This window comes from Sphingopyxis sp., assembly GCF_035250425.1.
Classification (GTDB): domain Bacteria; phylum Pseudomonadota; class Alphaproteobacteria; order Sphingomonadales; family Sphingomonadaceae; genus Sphingopyxis.
In genome coordinates, this window is sequence record NZ_DATFFD010000189.1 from 1 (window position 1) to 20,889 (window position 20,889).

Below are 20,889 nucleotides of genomic sequence, written 5' to 3' on the forward strand. Positions count from 1 at the left end.
ATGCTCGTCGAGGGCGTAGAAGTGGACGGGCTGGTCGGCGGTGATGATCTTGGCACTCATCGCATCAGGCTCCGGCCGCCAGCTGGCGGGTCCGCGCGTCCTCGACCGCGGTGACCGTCGCCGCCGGAATGTCGAAATCGCGCTTGTAGTTGAAGGTGTGATAGATCGCGCCGACGATCGTCGCGGCAAAGCTCAGCGCGGCGAGCCACCAGATGTGCCAGACCAGCGCGAACCCCATGACGAGGCAGAAGCCCGACAGGATCATCCCCGTGCCGGTGTTGCTCGGCATATGGATGTCGCGAAAGCCATCGACCGGCCGCCGATGCCCGCGCGTCTTCATATCGTACCACGCATCGAGATCGTGGATCACCGGCGTGAAGGCGAAATTATAGTCGGGCGGCGGCGAGCTGGTCGCCCATTCGAGCGTGCGCCCGTCCCACGGATCGCCGCCGGTCGTGTCGCGCAGCTCCTTGCGGCGCCAGATGCTCACCGCGAACTGAACCAGCATCGCGCCGATGCCCGCGGCGACGATCAGCGCGCCTATCCCTGCGATCACGAACCATATTTGCAGGCTCGGGTCGTCGAACACGCGCATGCGCCGCGTCACGCCCATCAGGCCAAGGATATACAGCGGGGTGAAGGCGACCCAGAAACCGACGACCCAGCACCAGAAGCTGATCTTGCCCCAGAACACGTCGAGCTTGTAACCGAACGCCTTGGGCCACCAATAGTTGATCGCCGCGAACAGGCCGAACAGCACGCCGCCGATGATCACGTTATGGAAATGCGCGATCAGGAACAGCGAGTTGTGGAGCACGAAATCGGCGGGCGGCACCGCGAGCAACACGCCGGTCATGCCGCCGATAACGAACGTCAGCATGAAGGCGACCGTCCACATCATCGGCAATTCGAAGCGGATGCGGCCGCGGTACATGGTGAACAGCCAGTTGAAGAGCTTCGCCCCCGTCGGGATCGAGATCACCATCGTCGTGATGCCGAAGAAGCTGTTGACGCTCGCCCCCGACCCCATGGTGAAGAAATGGTGCAGCCACACCACGTACGACAGGATCGTGATACAGATCGTCGCATAGACCATCGACGTATAGCCGAAGAGCCTTTTGCCCGAGAAGGTCGAGGTGACTTCGGAAAAGACCCCGAACAGCGGCAGCACCAGGATATAGACCTCGGGGTGCCCCCAGATCCAGATCAGGTTCACATACATCATCGGCGAACCGCCGAGATCGTTGGTGAAGAAATTGGTGCCGACATAACGGTCGAGCGTCAGCAGCACGAGCGTCGCGGTCAGGATCGGGAAGGACGCGACGATCAGGATGTTCGCGCAGAGCGAGGTCCAGGTAAAGACGGGCATTTTCATCAGCCCCATGCCCGGCGCGCGCAGCTTCAGGATCGTGACGATCAGGTTGATGCCCGACAGGGTGGTGCCGACGCCGGCTATCTGCAAGCCCCAGATGTAGTAGTCGACGCCGACATTGGGGCTGTAGGCGATGCCCGATAACGGCGGATAGGCCAGCCAGCCGGTCTGTGCATATTCGCCGATAAACAGCGAGATCATCGTCAGCACCGCGCCCGCGGTCGTCATCCAGAAACTGAAATTGTTGAGGAAGGGAAAGCTGACGTCGCGCGCGCCGGTCTGCAGCGGCACGACATAGTTCATCAGCCCGGTGATGAACGGCATCGCGACGAAGAAGATCATGATCACGCCGTGCGCGGTGAACACCTGGTCGTAATGGTGCGGCGTCAGATACCCCTCGGATCCGCCGAACGCCATCGCCTGCTGCAGGCGCATCATGATCGCGTCGGCAAAACCGCGCAGGAACATGATCAGCCCCAGGATCATGTACATGATCCCGATGCGCTTGTGGTCGACGGTGGTGAACCATTCGGTCCACAGATAACCCCAGAGACGATATTTGGTGATCAGGCCGAGCACGGCGATGCCGCCAAGGACGACGCCGATGAAGGTGATGACAAGGATCGGCTCGTGCAGCGGCAGCGCCTCGAGCGACAGCTTGCCGAAAATCGGGTGAGTTGCGGGTGCGGGGTGCGGAATACTCATGAGAATCTCGGGCTTCGCGTTCAGGACATCGGGCGGACGGCGGGCGCGTTCAGCGCGGTGCGTTCGGGCTTCGCCGGAACCGGCAGCCCCTCGCCCTTCAGCTTGTCCGGCGCGACCGGCTTCGCGTCGGGGCGGTCGTTCGACATCACCGGCGAACTGCAAGCGGCCGCGACATAACGCATGCTCCAGCGCGCCGCGTCGACCGTGCCGCGCGCGGCGAACTTGTCATAGGTGACCTGCCGGACGTTGCCGATGCCCGCGATGCCCGCGCCGCCCGCGGCGTCGAGCGACATCATATCGTGCATGCACATCTTGCCGGGCTCGACGCACATGTTGACGACCGCGTCGAACAGCTGCGGATCGCTCGCGGCGAAGCGGCGGACGGGTTCCTTGTGCGTCGGCTTCTCAAGCTCGAGATAGGCGTTGCGGCTGAGGTCGCCTTCGGCCGAAGCTTTCGCGGTCGCGACCCATTTGTCGAACTCGCCCGCGGGCAGGCTCTTCACCGCGAAGCGCATGTTCGAAAAGCCCCAGCCCGAATAATTGGCCGAGAAGCCCGTAAATTCGCCGGTCTTGTCGAACACGCCGTGCAGCTTGGTTTCCATGCCCGGCATCGCGTAAATCTGCCCCGCGAGCGCGGGCACGTAAAAGCTGTTCATCACCGACGAGGAGGAGATGCGGAAACGGATCGGCCGGTTCACCGGCAATGCCAGCTCGTTCACCGTCGCAACGCGCTGTTCGGGATAGATGAACAGCCATTTCCAGTCGAGCGCGACGACCTGCACGTCGAGCGGCTTCGCTTCCGCCGCGACGAGCTGGCCCGGCCCCGTCCGCGCGAGCGGGCGATAGGGATCGAGCAAATGCGTCGCGACCCATGTCACCGCGCCGAGGCAGATGATGATCAGCAGCGGCGCCGACCAGATGACCAGCTCGAGCTGCGTCGAATGGTCCCAGTCGGGCTTGTACGTCGCTTGCCTGTTCGACGCGCGATACTTCCACGCGAAGAAGATCGTCAGCCCCATCACCGGCACGATGATCAGCAGCATCAGCACCGTCGACAGGATGATCAGATCGCCCTGCTGGCGCGCGACGTCGCCGGCGGGATCGAGCACAACCAGCCCGCATCCCGACAAAAGCGGCAGCGCGGCGAGCAGCGGCAAAAGCCGCAATCGGGCGGGAAAACGGGGGAGATTGCTTGGCATGATGCGCGCCTAGGCCTCCTTTGCTGCACTGCACATAGGACATTTTGTCCAATCCCGCGACCGTTCGTGATCGCGCAGGGGCATTTTCATTCGGGGTAATTTTGCCCTATGACCGACTCGTGCCGCCGCATCCTGTCCTGCGGAGGGCGCCAGCTCAAGGATTGTTACCATGGCTGCCGATACCGTGCCCACCACCGAGGTCGAACGCGACGCCCGCGCCCTCCACGGCGCCGACGACCACGGGGGCGGCCACCGCATCGACCCCGCCGAAATCGCGATCGGCGTCATCATCGGCCGCACCTCCGAATTCTTCGACTTCTTCGTCTATGCGATCGCGTCGGTGCTGGTGTTCCCGAAGCTCGTCTTCCCGCACCTCGACCCGCTGACGGGTACGCTCTGGTCGTTCGCGATCTTCGCGCTCGCCTTCCTTGCGCGCCCTGTCGGCACGATCATCTTCACCGCGATCGACCGCGCCTATGGCCGCGGGGCAAAGCTTACCGTCGCGCTGTTCCTGCTCGGCGGGTCGACCGCCGCGATCGCCTTTGTCCCCGGCTATGAATCGGCCGGCATCGGCGCCGCGCTCCTCCTCGCGCTGTTCCGCATGGGCCAGGGCGTCGCACTCGGCGGCTCGTGGGACGGTCTCGCCTCGCTGCTCGCATTGAACGTGCCCGAGAACCGCCGCGGCTGGTACGCAATGATCCCGCAGCTCGGTGCCCCGCTCGGCCTCATCGTCGCCAGCCTGCTCTTCATGTTCCTCATCGCGGCGCTCCCGGCGGAGGATTTCCTCGCCTGGGGCTGGCGCTATCCCTTCTTCGTCGCTTTCGCGATCAACGTCGTCGCGCTGTTCGCGCGGCTGCGCATCGTCGTGACCCCCGAATATGCCGAATTGTTCGAAAATCGCGCGCTCGAACCCGCGCCCTTGCTCGAAACGGTGCGGTCGGAATGGAAGACCATCGTCATCGGCACCTTCGCGCCGCTCGCCAGCTTCGCGATGTTCCACATGGTCACCGTCTATCCGCTGTCGTGGGTATTCCTGTTCACCGACGAAAGCCCGGTCCGCTTCCTGATGATTGAGGCGATCGCCGCGGTCGTCGGCATCGGGACGATCATCGCGTCGGGCGTGCTCGCCGACCGCTTCGGCCGCCGCACGCTTCTCGCCGCCACCGCCGCCGCCATCGCGGCGTTCAGCGGCTTCGCGCCGCAGCTGCTCGACGCCGGCGAGTTCGGCGAAGCGGCGTTCATGATCCTCGGCTTCGCGCTGCTCGGCCTGTCGTTCGGCCAGTCGTCGGGCGCGCTGTCGTCGAACTTCCACCCACGCCACCGCTACACCGGTTCGGCCTTCACCTCCGACCTCGCCTGGCTGTTCGGTGCCGGTTTCGCGCCGATGGTCGCGCTCTGGCTCTCCAGCCAGTTCGGGCTGATCGCCGCGGGCGCCTACCTGCTCTCGGGCGCGATCGGCACGCTCGTCGCCCTCTGGCTCAACCGCGAACTCGCGAGCTGATCGGCTGACCCCGCAGGCACGTCGGCGCCTCCATCGCGCCGGCGGCGCCGCAAATAATGGACCGGTTCCCGGGACGGAAGACTCTCCGCTCATCCCTCAGACAAAGACGCCCAAAGCCCCGGCGCCGTCTCAATCGATGCACCCGTCGTCCACGGCCTCCCTGCCATGGAGACCCGTTGATTCAGAGCTCAATCAAAAATCAACTGCAATGCTAGGGTGCGGCCTCTGGTCGGCGCCCGGCCGGGGAAAGGTCACCCTTGTCGAGCGCCTCGGGCACGAGCGCCAGATTCTGGATCGCAGCCAGGCCCCATTGGGACGCGGCGTTGGTCGAGACATTGCGCCATTCGACCGTGCCGTCGGGCAAGGTGCGCCGCGGATCCCCGCGGACGGTGCCGAGCCCTGCCTGCCCCGAATAAAATTCCTCGGCCGCGCGCAACTCGAGCGCCGGATCCGGCAGGTGGCGCGCGGCATAGGCGGTGAGTCGCGAATGGCCCTCGCGAAGGTTGCGCGGACCAAAGGGCGGGCCGAACCGGGCGAGATAATCGGCCTGCGGCGCATTGTACCAGCGGCAATAATCGAGCCAGGCCGTGCGATAGCGCGGGACGTCGAGGAGCGCGAGCAGCTCGGCGTTGATCTCCACTGCGCCGAACACCGCGTTCAGATGCGAAAGCGAAATCTTGTCGCCGGGATCACGGAAGCGCCCCGAGGCCAGGTCGAACAGCCCTCCTCCGGTCATCCAGCCGCGCGGCATGCGGCCGATGCTGTCCATCCCCGCGATCAACCGGTCGCGCCACCGCTTATCGCCCGTGCGCTCCCATTCCGTGAGCCATGCGGCGGCGAGCGAGCACCAGCTTGTGCCGAAGCTCATCTCGACCATGCCCGGCGGCGGTGGCGGCGGCTGCTTTCCCGGCACCTTGCGGCCGATGACGACGGTCTGGAGCGCATGATCCGAGGCGACGAGCGCGCGCATCAGATCGCCCACGCGCTCGTCGGCGGTGAGGTAATAGAAGATCCGCCGATAGGCGGCATTGCTCACGCGCGGCTGTTTGGAGCTGTCGCTCCAGTGCTGGACGCCGTGGCGCGTCCCCAATCCGGCGAAGCGCCCGATATGATGGACATCGACCTCTCCGGTATGGCGCGTCATGGCCTCGGCAAGGCGAAAGGTCCGCGCATCGCCCGAGCGCAAGGCCGCATACCAGAGCCAGAGATCGGGCGAGAGTTCGCTGTTCGCCCAGGCGAAACCACCGATATCATATCGCCACTGATGCCGGTCGCTGTCATAGCTGTGCATGACATCGCCGTGGTTCCAGAAGCCGTACCAGGAGCGCCGATCGACCTCGCCCGCATAAAAATCCACGAGATTGGCGAGTTGATCCTCGATCACCGCGCGGTTGGAGGTCGAGCGATCGGGCAGGCTCCAATCCCCGAACACCCCCGCGGCATGAATGCGCTCGGGTGCCGCCATCAGCTGCGGCGGTGTCGCCACCGCACGGGCCATAGCGGTGAGCGTTTCGGCGGAGGGGGTCGTGTCACAGGCCCAGAGCGTCAGCTCGCTGGTGCGTGCAATCCCATGCGCATTGTCCCAGCCGGGCTCATAATCTTCATAGGTGACATCGAGCCCCGCATTCTGCGCGTCATAGCCCTCCATTCCCATCACGCCACGATAGGGCCGCAGGTCCATCGGTGCGGCATCGGGCGACCAGAGCCAGGCGGTGAGCGTCGCCGCGTTGCTGGCCGCGGCGCGGATATCGAGCTGCGCGGGATGGCGCTCCCAGAAATAGCGCTGACCGATCGCGACGCCGCCATCGGGGCCGCCGACATAGGCGAGCCCCGGCGCGCGGTGTCCTTCGCCCGCATCGACCCAGCCATGCCCGGTAGCGGTGCGCTTGGCGAGCGTGAAGCCATTGGCCGAAAGCTGGCGCAGCGTGAAGTCCCCCCAGGCGGGGATCGCGTCAAGCCGGTCGCGAACGGCGGGCGCCATCTGCCCGAGCGGCGGCACGGCGCGCCCGGCGACCTGCGCCGCGCGGAAAGCGGCGCCGGGATCGCGGCGCAGCCCGGTGAGCGGACGGACGGCCTCGGTGAAAAGCGCCTTGCCGCCCAGGCCGAAACGCACATGCCGATCATGGAGCGCCGCACGCATCGGCACCTGCGCGCTGATACCAAGCCCCGACACGAAATCGCGCGCGGGATCGCCATCGAAGATGAAGCTGTGGACGATGCGCAGCGCGGTCGCCCCGGCATAGGCATAGAGCCGGATGGTAAAGGGAAGCCAGCGCCGCCCCGCGCCCTCATGCACGCCCTCCACGCGGATCACCGCACGCACCGGGCCGGCCTGCTCGATCACCGTGCGCTCGATCCGGCCGGAATAGCGCGTCTCATCTCCCTTTTCGGGATCGTTGCGGCTTGCCGCGCGCAGCGTTACCGGGCCGAGCACCATCCGGTCGCCGATCCGCGCAGCGCGCAGCAGCGCATCGCCGCTGCGGCCAATTTCCCAGACGAGATCGCCCGACCGGACGATGATGCTGTCGCCCTCGCTCCGCGCGCTCACCGGCACACGGGGCGACGCAGGCCTGCCGGGCGCGACCATGATTTCCTCCGCCCCCCCCGCGCCCGCCGCGAGCGCGTGCGCGCTCCACTTGACCGATCCGTCGGGCCAGGTGGCGAGCGTCCAATGCTGCGACGGCAATTCCTGACCGCCGCGGGTATGAAGCGAAAGCGGTTTGCCCGCCCGCAGCACGCCGCGCGGCCAGGGAATGCCGAAGGTCTGCCCGAGATCGAGCGCGGGTGCCGCGCCGTCGATCCAGCGCACGGGTGTTTCGGGCAGGCGCGTGCTCCCCGCAGCAGCCTGCGCGAATTCGATCGGCAGCGCACCCGCCACACCTGCAAGCAATGTGGCCGAAAGCGCCTCGCGTCGCGTCAGTCTCGATGTCATGGGCGGGAAATCCTGAAATGTGCGACCCGGAGATGGCTCTTGGTGGTGCGGATCGCGAAATGACCGCGGCGATAGGGCTCGGGATCCTCGAGCGTGAAGAGGGGCGCGCCATCGCGCTCGACAGCGATGCGCGCGCCGTCGGCGATCAGGCGAATATGCGTCCAGCGGTTGGGTTGGAGCAGCACTGCGGGGTCGCTTCGATCATGCTGGGGCAGCAATGGCCTGTTGCCCGCCTTGCCGACATAGCGGCGGAAGCGCGTGGTGCTGTTCCGGTTGCCGCCGACGCCGACATAATAGGTCTTGAGGTCGTCATATTCGGCAAAGGCGCCGCTGCGCGGGATGGAGAACACCGCGCTGCCATCGGCATTGGTTGCCATCCAGAAGGCGTTGAGGTCGCTGACAGCATCGTTCGGCCCGCCCTCCGACACCGCCATCGCCTCGAACGAGATGGCGACCGGCCCCTGCAAGGGCGCGCGATACCAGAGCGACAGCCCCTTGGCCGTATCGATGTCGATTATGCCGCCAGCGAAAGAAACGCGCGCCGCTGAATCCTCCGCCTCGATCTGCCAGGCCGAGGATGCAGAACCGCCGGCGCACCCCGCCAGCAGCGCCGCCAGCAAAAACCCACCCGACCGCCACAAGGGCGCCCGGGTGAGGAGGTGGGAGGGGAGGATCATCAGAAGACGAAGCGCGCACCTGCAAAATAGCGTCGCCCAGCATAGGCGATCTCGGTCTCGCGAATATCGCCGGCATAGGAACGCTCATTTTCGCCCGTCAGGTTCTTGGCCTCGACAAACAGCTCGAGCTCGCGCACCGGCCCGACCGAGAAGGTGTAGCCGGCCCGGGCATCGACATAGATTGTCGAGTCACGGAACACCGCATTACCCGAACGCTCCGCAGCGTTGACCAGATAGGGGCTGCGATATTGGACCGGCACGCGGATGCTGATGCCGTGCTTCTCGTAATATGCCGTGAAGTTTGCCGTGTGCTTCGAAAGATATGGATAGGGCAGCTTTTCGCCAGTCAGCTGGTTCACCAGGCCGACATTGCTCGATTCGCCATAGGTATAGTTGACGATCGCGCCCAGCCCATCGAACGGCGCGGGCAGGAAGGTGAAGGCCGATTGAGCCGAAGCCTCGATGCCGCGCTGGACAGCGCCCGTGCCGTTGATCGGCATCGTCACGTCGAAGCGGCGGCCGTCGCCGAAGAAGTCCACATCACGGACCAGCGTGCGCGACAATACGAAGGTGTCGATATTCTTCTGATAATAGCCGATCGTGAACGCGGTATCGCGATTGGGATACCAGCCGACGTTCAAATCCCATTGGCTGGCACGATAGGGCTTCAGATAGGGATTACCCGCGGTGCAGCCATCCAGGATATCGTCGATCGAGCCATCGGGCGTCGTGTCGAACAGACAGTTGGAATTGGGCGCGAGATCGGAGAATTTGGGCCGCGCGATCACCTTGGCCCAGTTGCCGCGCACGATGACCTCGGGCGTTACGAACAGGGCCGCATTGAAGGCGGGCAGATAATCGACATAGCGGTTCTTGAGCGAGATGATCTGCTGCCCCACGATCACGTCCACCGTTGCCGATGGATTGGCGGGCGTTGGCGCCGGGCGCCGTTCACGAATCGTGTTGATGCCCGTGGCGTTGTCGCGCGTCTCGACCACGCGCAGGCCGAAATTGCCGCGCAGTTCCATGCCACCGAGCTGCTGCTCGAAATTCGCCATGACATAGCCGGCGAAGATTTTCTCCGTGATGTCGAACGCCGGCGGCTGTGCATAGCCGTTGCACATGCGGATGCAGTCACGGTTGAAGTCCGACAGTTCGAAGAAGTCATTCAGGTTGTTGAACGACGGCGACAGCCATTTGGCGGGCAGGCCCGAGCGGTCGAAACCGGGCTGATTGTAAAAGGTGCCGGGCGTCAGGTTGGTGTTCTGCTGCAAAAACTCGGCGAGCCGCGCGGGCGACCAGATCGGTGCACGCGGGTTGGTGAGGTTGGTGGGGCCACCCGTGACCGCCGTGTTGATGTTGATGTTGAGCGTCGGCACCGTCGTGGTAGTACCGTCTGGATTGATCGCGAGATACCCGCCGCCGCCATAGCTGAGCGACGTGGCCTTGCGATGTTGCAGGCCATATTCAAGCGACTTGATGAAGGGAAAATCGACTTCGTAATCGAAGTCGATCTTGAACTGATCCTCAGTCGAATCATTTTCGGACGGACGGTACTGCACCACAGGACCTGCGGCGCGAGCGGCGGCCTTGTACTCATAGGCCGCAACGCTGTTCGGATCGAAACCGGCGGGGAAGGTCCAGCTGGGCGTGCCCGTTTCCGGATCGATCTGGAAGCGCACCGAACCAGGCGATGCCGAGAGGCCCAGGCTGTTGGAATCGCTCCGCAGATCTGCCTTGGACAGCACCATCAGACCTTCGACGCGCAGGCGATCAAGCTGCCAGTCAAAGCCCGCATTGATGTAGCGCGACTTCAGATTATAGGCGAAATCGCGCTTGCTCGCGCCAAAAATCGAGCCCGCGCCCTGGTTCGCCGCTCCCGCATTGTTGGTGACGATGGGTGCGGTGGTAAAGCCGATCACATTGCCAGCATCATCCACCTCGACACTGCTGCCGAGCGTGAAGCGGTGCAGCGCGGTCAGGTCGAACGAATAATTATAATCGATCAACCGCTGTTTGCGCTCATTATATTGGAGGCCGGCATAGGCGCGCAGATTGTCGGTGATTTCGGCCTGGACCGTCCCTTCGAGTGACAGGCGCTTGTCGTCGCGCTCCCAAAGGCCGAGCCGTGGGATGCGCGGCGAGAAATCATAGAATTGCAGCTGGCAATCCGCGCGTGTCGCGCCCGCCGCTGCGGAGGTCGAAACGCTGCCGCACTGACTGAGCGACGTGATATTGGCGAAATTGGGGTTCTCGGTGTTCTTGCGCCCGTCCTGGTTAAGATCCCCCAGACGCACCCATTCGGTATTGCGGACGAAATCGCCGCGCGTACGCGCATGATCATAGGTGGCGTTCAGCAGCACGCCGATTCGATCTTCGAAGAATTTGGTGCCCGCCACGAGAGTAGCGCGCGGCTGGACGCCGCCGATCGAATCGACACTCTGGCCCGAGACATTGACAACGAGCAGCGGACGCTTGAGCTCGAGCGGCTTGCGCGTCTTGATGCTCACCGTGCCGCCAACACCGCCCTCGGTGAGGTTGACGACATAGCCCTTGTAAACATCGACCGCAGAGATGAGCTCTGCTGCAAGCTCGCGGAAATCGGCGCCGCGCCCGCCCTGCACGCCCAAGGTCGAGGCACCGTTCACCTCGATACGGTTGAGATCGGGCTCGACGCCGCGGATCGAGACCTGCGTGCCCTCGCCGAAGTCGCGCGTCAGCTGAACGCCGGTGATGCGCGAGACAGCCTCGCCAATATTCTTGTCGGGGAACTTGGCGACATCCTCGGCCACAATCGAATCAACCGTAGTAGAGGCGTTCTTCTTGCGATCGATGGCGGTTGCAAGCGAGGCACGAATGCCGGTGACGATGATTTCGTCGGCGCTGGGTTTCGCCTGAGGCGCCTCCTGCGCCGATACCGGGGCTGCGCCCAGGCTCGCAATCGCAAGCGCCGCGAGCGAAATCGAACGCATATTGGTGGCATGAAACAGTCGCATAACCCCTCCTATTTGCGGGCTCCAAACCCGTCGTTGGGCGCTACCGGCCCTTTTCAATTGTCCGATATATTAACACCCAAGACCGACGCCGCAAGAGAAATTTTCATCATACGACATATAGGACCATTATATGGGAATTAATGGAAAAACCGCTACATCTCAACGCGGCACCTGCCCCGGCATATCGCGGGCGCTTTCGCTTGCAAATAAACATTTTCTATATATGATATTGCATCCCATTTATTGGTATTCATCAGCCGCTTTGAGACGGCGCAATTGAGAGGGGATTTCATGTCGTCGATCGGTTCCGCGATTCTGCCTTTGGCCGCTGCTCTTGCCAGCAGCCCGCTTGCCGCAGCGGAACGCGCGCCGGTGGCTGTTTCCGCCAGTGGCGGCGGCAACCACATCAGCTGGCGGCTGCTTCCAGGCGATGGCCCGCGGCCACGCTTCATCCTCAAACGGGACGGTCGCACGATCGCACGAACCTCGATACCGAGCGTGATCGATCGCAGGGGAACCGCCGCGTCACGCTATAGTGTCGCAATCGAAGGCCGGCCGGCGTCGGCATCGATCATGCCGTGGCAACATGGCTATCTTTCGATCCCGCTCGACAAGCCCGCCGACCGGATGACACCCACAGGCGAACGCTACAGCTATACCGCAAATGACGCGAGCGTCGGCGATCTCGACGGTGACGGTCTTTATGAGATCATCCTCAAATGGGATCCCTCCATATCGAAGGACAATGCCTTCGGAGGCTATAGCGGCGAGACGCTGATCGACGCCTACACGCTCGGCGGCAAGCGGCTGTGGCGGATCGATCTTGGCCGCAACATCCGCGCGGGTGCGCATTATTCGCCCTTCATGGTCTATGATCTGGATGGCGACGGCCGCGCAGAAATCGCGATGAAGACCGCAGATGGCACGATCGACGGCACCGGACAGATGATCGGCGATGCCGCCGCGGACTGGCGCGGGCATGGCGGCGAAGTGCCGCAAGCCGACCGGACGGGCGCGAAGACATTGCCCAACGGCCGCCGCGTGGCGCCGCTTGCCGGGCGCATCCTCAAGGGCCCCGAATATCTGAGCATCTTCGACGGCTGCACGGGCAAGGTGCTTGCCACCGCCCCTTATGCCCCGCCCCGTGCGCCCGAAACGCACAGCCCGTCGAGCGAGAGGCTGACCGAGCTATGGGGCGACGGCTATGCCAACCGTTCGGACCGCTATCTGGCAAGCGTCGCCTATCTCGACGGCAAGCGCCCCAGCCTGATCTTCGCGCGCGGCTATTATGCACGCACCACGCTTGCGGCATGGGACTGGCGCGACGGCAAGCTCACGATGCGCTGGCTGTTCGACAGCGCCACGCCTGGAAATGCGGACTTTGCGGGGCAAGGCAATCACCAGATGTCGGTGGCAGACGTCGACGGCGACGGGCGTGACGAGATCCTCTACGGATCGATGGCGCTCGACGATGACGGCAAGGGGCTGTGGTCGGCACGGCTCTTCCACGGCGATACGATGCACGTCTCCGATCTCGATCCCACCCGGCCGGGACTGGAGAAATTCGGCGTGCATGAGAACATGCAGGCCAATGGCGGCATCGGCGCAGCGATGCTGGATGCCCGGACGGGCGCAGTGCTCTGGTCGACGCCCGCTGAAAAGGACACCGGACGCGGTATCGCGATCGATATCGACCCGCGCCATCCGGGCGCCGAGGCCTGGGCCTCCAATTCGCCTGAACTTTACACCGCGCGCGGTGCGATCATCCCGGGGGGACGCCCCGCGGCCGCCAATTTCGGCATATGGTGGGATGGCGATGCGCAGCGTGAACTGCTCGATCGCAATCGCATTACGAAATGGAACTGGCAGGACGGCACCGAGACGCTGCTGCTGGAGGCGCACGGCGCGGCGTCGAACAATGGCACCAAGGCGACACCCGCGCTCAGCGCCGATATTCTGGGCGACTGGCGCGAGGAACTGATCCTGCGCAGCGAGGACAGCCGTGAGCTGCGCGTCTATACGACGCCCCATTCTACCGCGATCCGCTTGCCCATGCTGATGCACGATCGCGTCTACCGGCTCGGCGTAGCATGGCAGAACAGCGGCTATAACCAGCCGCCGCACACGTCCTTCCCGCTCGCCGATGCCGTGGGCAAGAACCCGCGCTGACGGCCTTTCCATTCGCAAGGTGCCCGTATGGCCTTTCCGTTCCCCCTCCTCATCGGCGCGATGAGCGCCGCCGCGCCCATGATGGCCTTCGATCTCGGCAACGCCCCCGTCAGGGAGGGGCACATCAAGGTCGAAGCCGGGTCTCCTTATCAGCCCGGCGGCCACGGCTACGAACCTGGTGCAACCGAGCGGGGGTTCCTTTTCTCGGTGGCCGTGCCCGAGGGCAACTACCGCGTCACCGTGCAACTGGGCGATCGCCGGCGGGCGGGCGTCACGACGGTGAAGGCCGAATCGCGGCGGCTGATGCTCAGTGGCATCCGCACGCGCGCGGGCGCCCTTGAAACGCGCAGCTTCATCGTCAACGTGCGCAGCGCAGCGCTTCCCGCCCCGCCTGAAAATGCGCCGGGCGGCCGTGCCGTGCGGCTCAATCCGCGCGAGCAGGGCAGCTTCACTTGGGACGAGAAGCTCACGCTCGAATTTCTTGGCGCGCCGCGTGTTTCAGCGATCAGCATAAACCCTGCCGACGTCCCGACCGTCTATCTGGTGGGGGATTCGACCGTCACCGACCAGCGATTCGAGCCCGCGGCAAGCTGGGGCCAGATGCTGACCGCGATGCTGGATGACGGCGTCGCGGTGGCCAACCACGCCGAATCCGGGCAGACGCTCAAATCCTTCCTGACCGATCTCCGGCTCGACAAGGCGCTATCGCGCATGAGGGCGGGCGACTGGCTGTTCATCCAGTTCGGCCACAACGACCAGAAGGCGCAATGGCCGCAGACCTATGCCGATCCAGCTCATGGCTATCCCGCCTATCTCCGTGCCTATATTGCAGAGGCGCGGCGGCGGGGCGCGCAGCCCGTGCTCGTCACGTCGCCCGAACGACGCAACTTCGCCGCCGATGGCCGCATCACCGATACGCTGGCCGACTATGTGGCCGCGATGAGGAAGCTCGCCGCCGAGGAGCGCGTGCCGCTGATTGACCTCAATACAGCCAGCAAGACGATCTACCAGGCACTCGGCCCCACGCACGCCGCGCGCGCGTTCAACGATGGCGGCGCCGACAAGACGCATCACAACAATTACGGCGCCTGGCTGCTGGCGCGCGCGGTTGCCGAGGGAATTCGCGGCCAAGTGCCTGATCTGGCACCGCATCTGGCACACGATTTGCCCGCGTTCGGGGCGGCGCAGCCACCGCTGCCCGAGCGGATCGCGATTCCTGCAAGCCTTGCACGCAGCGCGGCGCGCCCGGCGGGCAACTGATGCTTTCCGCCTTCCCGGCCCACGCCGCGCTTACGGTCAATGTCACCGATCATGGCGCGCGCGGGGACGGCACGGTGCTCGACAACGGCGCCATCAACCGCACGATCGCCGCGGTCTCGCGTGCGGGCGGCGGAACCGTGGTCATCCCGCGCGGGCATTATCTCTGCTTCTCGATCCGGCTGCTCAGCCATGTCTCGCTGCGGCTGGCCGAGGGCGCGGTGATCGAGGCGGCCGATCCCGCGCGCCATGCCGGCAAATACGACCCGCCAGAGAATAATGGCGAGCAGCTTTATCAGGATTTCGGGCACAGCCATTGGCACAACAGCCTGATCTGGGGCGATGGCATAGAGAATGCTGCAATTACCGGCCCCGGCCTCATCCACGGCGCCGGCCTCACCCGCGATGGCCCTGGCGCGCGCTGGGCGCAGCAGACGGGCGAGCGGCCGCTGTCGATGCACGATATGTCCGCCGAGGAGATCGCGCAGCTGGAACCCGACATCGCGCTTATGCACGGCCGGGGCAACAAGGCGATCGCGCTCAGGAACGCGCGCAATATCCGCTTGTCGGGCTTCCGCATCCTGAAAGGCGGGCATTTCGCGATCCTCGCCAGCGGCGTCGACGGGCTGGTAATCGAGGATTTGGCGATCGACACCGAACGCGATGGCATAGACCTTGATTGCGTGCGCAACGCGCAGGTTGCAAATTGCCGCGTCAATACGCCCAATGACGATGCCATCGTGCTCAAGAGCAGCCTCGCCCTGGGCCGCGCGATCCCGACGGAGCACGTCACCATCCGTGACTGCACCGTCTCGGGATACGATATGGGCACGATGCTCGACGGCAGCTTCCGCAAGACGCAGGATCTCGCGCCCGATCGCGACCGTGTGACCGGGCGGATCAAGCTCGGGACCGAGAGCAATGGCGGCTATCGTCATATCCGCATCGAGAATTGTCGCTTCGAACGCTGCCGCGGCCTCGCGCTCGAAATGGTCGACGGCGGGGTGATGGAGGATGTCGTGGTCCGCGGTATCGCAATGCGCGACGTGACCACCGCGCCGTTCTTCCTGAGGTTGGGTGATCGCCGCCGGGGGCCCGAGGGCACCGGCATGGGTGCCATCCGCGGCATCTCGATCTCCGGGCTCGATGCTGAGAAGATCGACCATCGCTTCGCGGCCACGATCGCGGGGCTGGGCAGCCATGCCGTTGAGGACGTGGAACTCAAGGACATCCGCCTGACCTATCGCGGGGGCGGGACGGCGGCGGACGCTGAGCGCCGCCCTGCGGAACTTGCCGACGCCTATCCCGAACCCAGCATGTTCGGGATATTGCCCGCTTGGGGACTATGGATGCGCCATGCGCGCGACGTCCGAATCGACGGCCTCCATCTGGAAACGGCCCTGGCTGATGCCCGCCCCCCGATCCTGGCCGAGAATGTCGCCGGGCTTACGGTACGGCGGGCGCCATTGTGGCACGCTTAGGATTTGACGTCGCGCCCGCTATTGTCTACCATATAATGCAATATTGTTTCATATATTGAAAATGGAGAGGCGCGTGTCGATTCAGGCTTTCCGGATGCAGCTGAAACCCGGGACGATCGACGAGTATCGCAAGCGGCACGACGAGATCTGGCCCGAGCTTGCGGCATTGCTCACGGAATCGGGGATATACGACTATTCGATCTTCCTCGACGAGACGACGCGTTCGCTCTTTGCGGTGCTGAAGCTCCGACCCGACAACAGCCGCGATGCGCTGCGCAGCAATCCGATCATGCAGCGCTGGTGGGATTATATGGCCCCCCTGATGGAGGTGGAGCCGGGCAACCGGCCCAAGGAATGGCCGCTTGTTCCGATGTTCCACCTCTCCTGAGCGGATATTGCGCATGTTCCGCACCGCAACGGCCGCCCTATTGCTCTCCACCGCGCTCGCCACGCCCGCGATCGCGCAGGAAGCAAAGCCTACTGCCGATTTCACCGCCCCCGTCCAACGCTTCGGCCGCATCTCGTTCGACGCGCGCTCGCTGATGATCGACGGCAAGCGCCAGATCATCTGGTCGGGCGAGTTCCACGCCTTCCGCCTTCCCAGCCCGGATCTGTGGCGTGACATACTCCAGAAGATGAAGGCGAGCGGCTTCAACACCGTCGCGGTCTATTTCGATTGGGGTTTCCACAGCCCCAAACGCGGCGTCTATGACTTCTCGGGCATCCGCGATCTCGATCTTCTGCTCGACATGGCGAAGGAGGAAGGGCTTTACGTCATCACACGCGCCGGCCCCTATGTGAATGCCGAGCTCACCCGCGGCGGCTTTCCCGGCTGGCTGGTCAATCAGCGCAGCCGTGCGCGCACCGACGATCCCGACTATCTGGCCGCTGTCGATGAATGGCTGACCGAGATCAATCGCATCATCGCGCGCCATCAGATCAATGACGGCCGCGGCACCGTGATTCTCCATCAGATCGAGAACGAGCTCGCGCTGACCACTCCGGCGCAGCGGCGCTATATGGATCACCTCTATGCCAAGGCGCGCGGCGACGGCATCACTGTCCCGATTTTCCACAATGACCAAGGCCGCAACGGCTATTGGGTGCCCAAGTCGAGCAAGGTCGCAAGAACCGTAGAGGGTCCTGTCGATCTCTATGCCTTCGATGCCTATCCAGGCGGCACTTGCACCGTTCAGGGCAGGCCCACGCGCGGCTCGGCGGCGCCCGACTGGGGCTTCTACGGCATGGGCGGCGCCAAGGGCGGCGCCTCCGCCTCGCCCGCCACGCCCGGCTTCGCGGCCGAGTTCGGCGGCGGCTGGTTCGATTATTGGGGATCGAACGGCGGCTATGAGTGCAATGCGATCCAGCGCGGCAAGCGCTTCCAGCGCGTCTTCTACGGCACCAACCTCGCCAACGGCATCTCGCTCCAGAGCTTCTATATGAGCTATGGCGGGACAAGCTGGGGCTGGCTCCCCGCTCCCGTGGTGTTCACCAGCTATGACTATGGCGCTGCGATCTCCGAGCCGCGCGCGCTCCGCCCCAAGGCGCAGGAGCTGAAGCAACTCGGCGCGCTGATCGCGGCAGTGCCCGATCTGGCAGGCATGATCCCCGCGGGCGGGGTCGAAATATCCTCGCCCAATATCCAAGCCTATCATAACAAGAGCCCCGAAACCGACGCGCGCTTCCTGCTGGTGACGCACAAGCCATCCAACGGCCAGAGCGACGACGACTTCACGATCACCGCCAATTTGCCCGACGGCCGCTATACGCTGCCGATGCAGCTGAGCGGCTTCGACGCGAAATGGCTGGTGGCGGGCGTGAACCTGGGCGGGCAGCGGCTGGTCTATTCCACCTCGGAGCTCCAGACGGCGCTCCGCATCGACGATGGCGACGTCATGCTGCTCTATGGCCGCACCGGCGAACCCGGCGAAACTTTGTTACGCTATGCAAGCGCACCGGCCGTCACGGTAATCGAAGGGAGCGTCACGCACAGCTTCGATGCCACGCGCGGCGATCTGAAGCTCGGCTATGCGCACAAGGGGCTCGCGCGTGTCCGCATCACCGGCGGCGGGCGCCCGCCGTTGACATTGCTCATCGGCGACGAAGAGGAAGGCACCCGCTTCTGGCGGCAGGAGACCGCCGCCGGCCCCGTCCTTCAACACGGCCCGGCACTCGTCCGATCGGCGCGTGCGACAGGCTCGACGCTTGCGCTTGCCGGTGACACGGCCGGCGAGACGTCGCTCGAAATCTGGGCGCCCAACACGCTGCGCACGGTCACCTGGAACGGCGCAGCGATCGCCACAACGCGCTCGGCAAGCGGCAGCCGCGTAGCGAACCGCGCCCTTCCCGGCCCGGCCGACTTTGCGCTGCCCATGCTCGCGAACTGGCGTATGGCGCATGGCTCGCCCGAGGCGGCACCCGATTTCGACGACAGCGGCTGGCAGGCGATCGACAACCGCGCCAATGCCAGCACTGTGCGCCCGCCCGACGGCCAGCCCAATATGGGCATGGACGCCTATGGCTTTCACGAGGGTGACGTCTGGTATCGCGGCCGCTTCAGCGGCTCCGCCGAAGCGCGGCGGCTTTCCTTGCACTATGGCGCAGGCGGCGCGGGCATGCTCCAGCTCTGGCTCGATGGCAAATTCATCGGCCAGCATGAGTTGGCGGGCGGGCTGCCGCGCCCGATCACCACGGGAACCGTCTCCTTCGACCTCCCTCCCGAGGCGCGTGCACCGGGCGAGCATGTGCTCAGCGTCATGGTACGCAACAACGGCCATAACTGGGATCTCGACGCCGACGATTTCCACAAGGAAACGCGCGGCCTCGTCTCGGCGTCGCTCGAGGCACCCGGCGGGCGCAGCTTCGGCATCCCGATCGCGTGGAAGATCCAGGGCCGCGCAGGTGGCGAGGACATCACCGATCCCGTGCGCGGAGTCCCCAATAATGGCGGCCTTGCGGGCGAACGGCTCGGCTGGCACCTTCCCGGCTTCGACGACCGGAGCTGGATCGCGGCAGCGGTGCCCGCCCAGCAGGCCAAGCCGGGCACCAGCTGGTATCGTACCAATTTCACGCTCAACGTGCCCAAGGGGCAGGACGCGACGATCGCGGTGCAGTTCGGCGATCCGAACACGCCGCGCTCGCCCGTCGCCTATCGCGCGCTCATCTTCGTCAATGGCTGGCATATGGGCCAGTTCGTCGCGAATATCGGTCCGCAGCGCACCTTCCCCATCCCCGAGGGCATCCTCAACCATCGCGGCGCGAATATGATCGCGCTGGCGGTGACGGCGGATGGCGCGCCGGGCAATGCGCTCGAAGAAGTACGGCTCGTCACCCTGCATAACGTCAAGGGCGGCGTGCCCGTCCGCATGGTCGCCGCTCCGCGCACCCCCGCCGAGCTGAAACCGTCCTCAACCCCATCTCAATAGACCGGAGCATTCATGGCCGCGCTTATCCACGACATCCCCCGCCAGCAGGTGACCCAGGCGATCGACCTGCTGATGGACAACCTCGTCAACATCAAGGACGAGACAGGAGAATTCCTCCTCCATCTCGAGGACGGACGCATCATCGACACCAAGGGCTGGGCCGGCTGGGAATGGACGCATGGCGTCGGCCTGTTCGGCATGTGGCGCTATTATGAGCAGACCGGCGACAAGAAGGCGCTCGGCATCATCAAGCAGTGGTTCGAGGATCGCTTCGCCGAGGGCACGCCGACCAAGAACATCAACACGGTCGCGCCCTTCATCACGCTCGCCTGGCTCTACGAGCACGAGCCGAACCCGAGCTACATCCCCTATCTCGACACCTGGGCCGAATGGCTTATGGCGCCCGATGGCCTGCCCAAGACCGAGGAAGGCGGCTTCCAGCACATCGTCTATAATGACGAAAATCCCGGCGAAATGTGGGACGACACGCTGATGATGTCGGTGCTGCCGCTCGCCAAGATCGGCCTCCTGCTGGGCCGCCCGCAATATGTCGAGGAAGCCAAGCGTCAGTTCCTCGTCCATATCAAATATCTGTTCGACAAGAAGACCGGGCTGTGGTTCCACGGCTGGGACTTCAATGGCCGCCACAATTTCGCCGAGGCGCTCTGGGCGCGCGGCAATTGCTGGGTGACGATCGCGATTCCGGAGATCATCGAGATCCTCGATCTGCCCGAAGGCGACGCCTTCCGCACCTTCCTGATCGACACGCTCGCCGCCCAGGTAAAGACGCTTTCCGAGACACAGGACGAAAGCGGGCTGTGGCACACGCTGGTGATGGACCCGACCAGCTATCTGGAGGCTTCGGCCACCGCCGGCTTCGCTTACGGCATATTGAAGGCGGTGCGGAAAGGCTATCTGCCGCGCCATTATGAAGCAGTCGGCATCAAGGCGGTGAAGGGCGTGCTCGCCAATATCGACGACAAGGGCGAGTTGCAGCAGGTGAGCTTCGGAACCGCGATGGGCGACACGCTGCAATTCTACAAGGACATCCGCCTCACCTCGATGCCCTATGGGCAGAGTCTCGCGATTTGCGCGCTCGCCGAGTTCCTGCGAACCTATATCTGACGACGATAGGGGGCGGCGCGCGCCGGCGGCGCCGCCCTGTCCACAACGAA

The 20,889-nt window shown here is 64.5% G+C and carries 12 protein-coding genes; 7 read left to right on the forward strand and 5 right to left on the reverse strand.

Going from position 1 to position 20,889, the window contains the following annotated elements; translation table 11 throughout:
- Nucleotides 1-64 precede the first annotated feature (64 nt).
- Together cyoB and cyoA are read right to left on the reverse strand one after the other, a co-directional pair.
- Nucleotides 65-2,077, reverse strand: coding sequence for a cytochrome o ubiquinol oxidase subunit I (gene cyoB, locus VJ811_RS11300; protein WP_324072373.1), 2,013 nt, complete (start codon nt 2,075-2,077; stop codon nt 65-67).
- Nucleotides 2,078-2,097: 20 nt separating this feature from the next.
- The gene (gene cyoA / locus VJ811_RS11305) at nt 2,098-3,276 is read right to left on the reverse strand and encodes a ubiquinol oxidase subunit II (RefSeq protein ID WP_324072374.1); all 1,179 of its coding nucleotides are present in this window, start codon (nt 3,274-3,276) and stop codon (nt 2,098-2,100) included.
- Nucleotides 3,277-3,445: 169 nt separating this feature from the next.
- On the opposite strand from cyoA, the gene VJ811_RS11310 reads away from it, so the two are divergent.
- Nucleotides 3,446-4,777 (forward strand): MFS transporter, encoded by a 1,332-nt coding sequence (locus tag VJ811_RS11310; RefSeq protein WP_324072375.1) that lies wholly within the window; start codon nt 3,446-3,448, stop codon nt 4,775-4,777.
- Nucleotides 4,778-4,988: 211 nt separating this feature from the next.
- Here the strand turns inward: VJ811_RS11310 and VJ811_RS11315 are convergent, their stop codons facing one another.
- The 3 genes from VJ811_RS11315 to VJ811_RS11325 are packed head-to-tail and all read right to left on the reverse strand — an operon-like array spanning nt 4,989 to nt 11,382.
- The gene (locus tag VJ811_RS11315; RefSeq protein ID WP_324072376.1) at nt 4,989-7,709 is read right to left on the reverse strand and encodes a Tat pathway signal sequence domain protein; all 2,721 of its coding nucleotides are present in this window, start codon (nt 7,707-7,709) and stop codon (nt 4,989-4,991) included.
- Nucleotides 7,706-8,386: a DUF6250 domain-containing protein gene (locus VJ811_RS11320; protein WP_324072377.1), complete on the reverse strand. Its 681-nt coding sequence runs from the start codon at nt 8,384-8,386 to the stop codon at nt 7,706-7,708. Before VJ811_RS11320 ends, VJ811_RS11315 begins: the two co-directional genes overlap by 4 nt.
- On the reverse strand, nt 8,386-11,382 hold the full coding sequence (locus VJ811_RS11325; RefSeq protein WP_324072378.1) for a TonB-dependent receptor: 2,997 nt from the start codon (nt 11,380-11,382) through the stop codon (nt 8,386-8,388). The genes VJ811_RS11320 and VJ811_RS11325 overlap by 1 nt, the downstream gene beginning before the upstream one ends.
- Before the next feature lie 291 nt (nt 11,383-11,673).
- Between VJ811_RS11325 and VJ811_RS11330 the strand changes: the two genes are divergently transcribed.
- From VJ811_RS11330 to VJ811_RS11355, 6 genes are all read left to right on the forward strand, one after another.
- Nucleotides 11,674-13,551, forward strand: coding sequence for a rhamnogalacturonan lyase (locus VJ811_RS11330; RefSeq protein WP_414711939.1), 1,878 nt, complete (start codon nt 11,674-11,676; stop codon nt 13,549-13,551).
- Between the two features lie 27 nt (nt 13,552-13,578).
- Nucleotides 13,579-14,811, forward strand: coding sequence for a rhamnogalacturonan acetylesterase (locus VJ811_RS11335; RefSeq protein ID WP_324072380.1), 1,233 nt, complete (start codon nt 13,579-13,581; stop codon nt 14,809-14,811).
- The gene (locus VJ811_RS11340; protein ID WP_324072381.1) at nt 14,811-16,289 is read left to right on the forward strand and encodes a rhamnogalacturonidase; all 1,479 of its coding nucleotides are present in this window, start codon (nt 14,811-14,813) and stop codon (nt 16,287-16,289) included. Before VJ811_RS11335 ends, VJ811_RS11340 begins: the two co-directional genes overlap by 1 nt.
- A gap of 73 nt (nt 16,290-16,362) precedes the next feature.
- Nucleotides 16,363-16,677, forward strand: a complete 315-nt coding sequence (locus VJ811_RS11345; protein ID WP_324072382.1) for an L-rhamnose mutarotase — start codon at nt 16,363-16,365, stop codon at nt 16,675-16,677.
- Between the two features lie 13 nt (nt 16,678-16,690).
- Complete coding sequence (locus VJ811_RS11350; RefSeq protein WP_324072383.1) at nt 16,691-19,714, forward strand: glycoside hydrolase family 35 protein; 3,024 nt, start codon at nt 16,691-16,693, stop codon at nt 19,712-19,714.
- Between the two features lie 12 nt (nt 19,715-19,726).
- A complete protein-coding gene (locus tag VJ811_RS11355; RefSeq protein ID WP_324072384.1) occupies nt 19,727-20,839 on the forward strand; it encodes a glycoside hydrolase family 88/105 protein in 1,113 nt (370 codons plus the stop codon).
- The last annotated feature ends 50 nt before the right edge of the window (nt 20,840-20,889 follow it).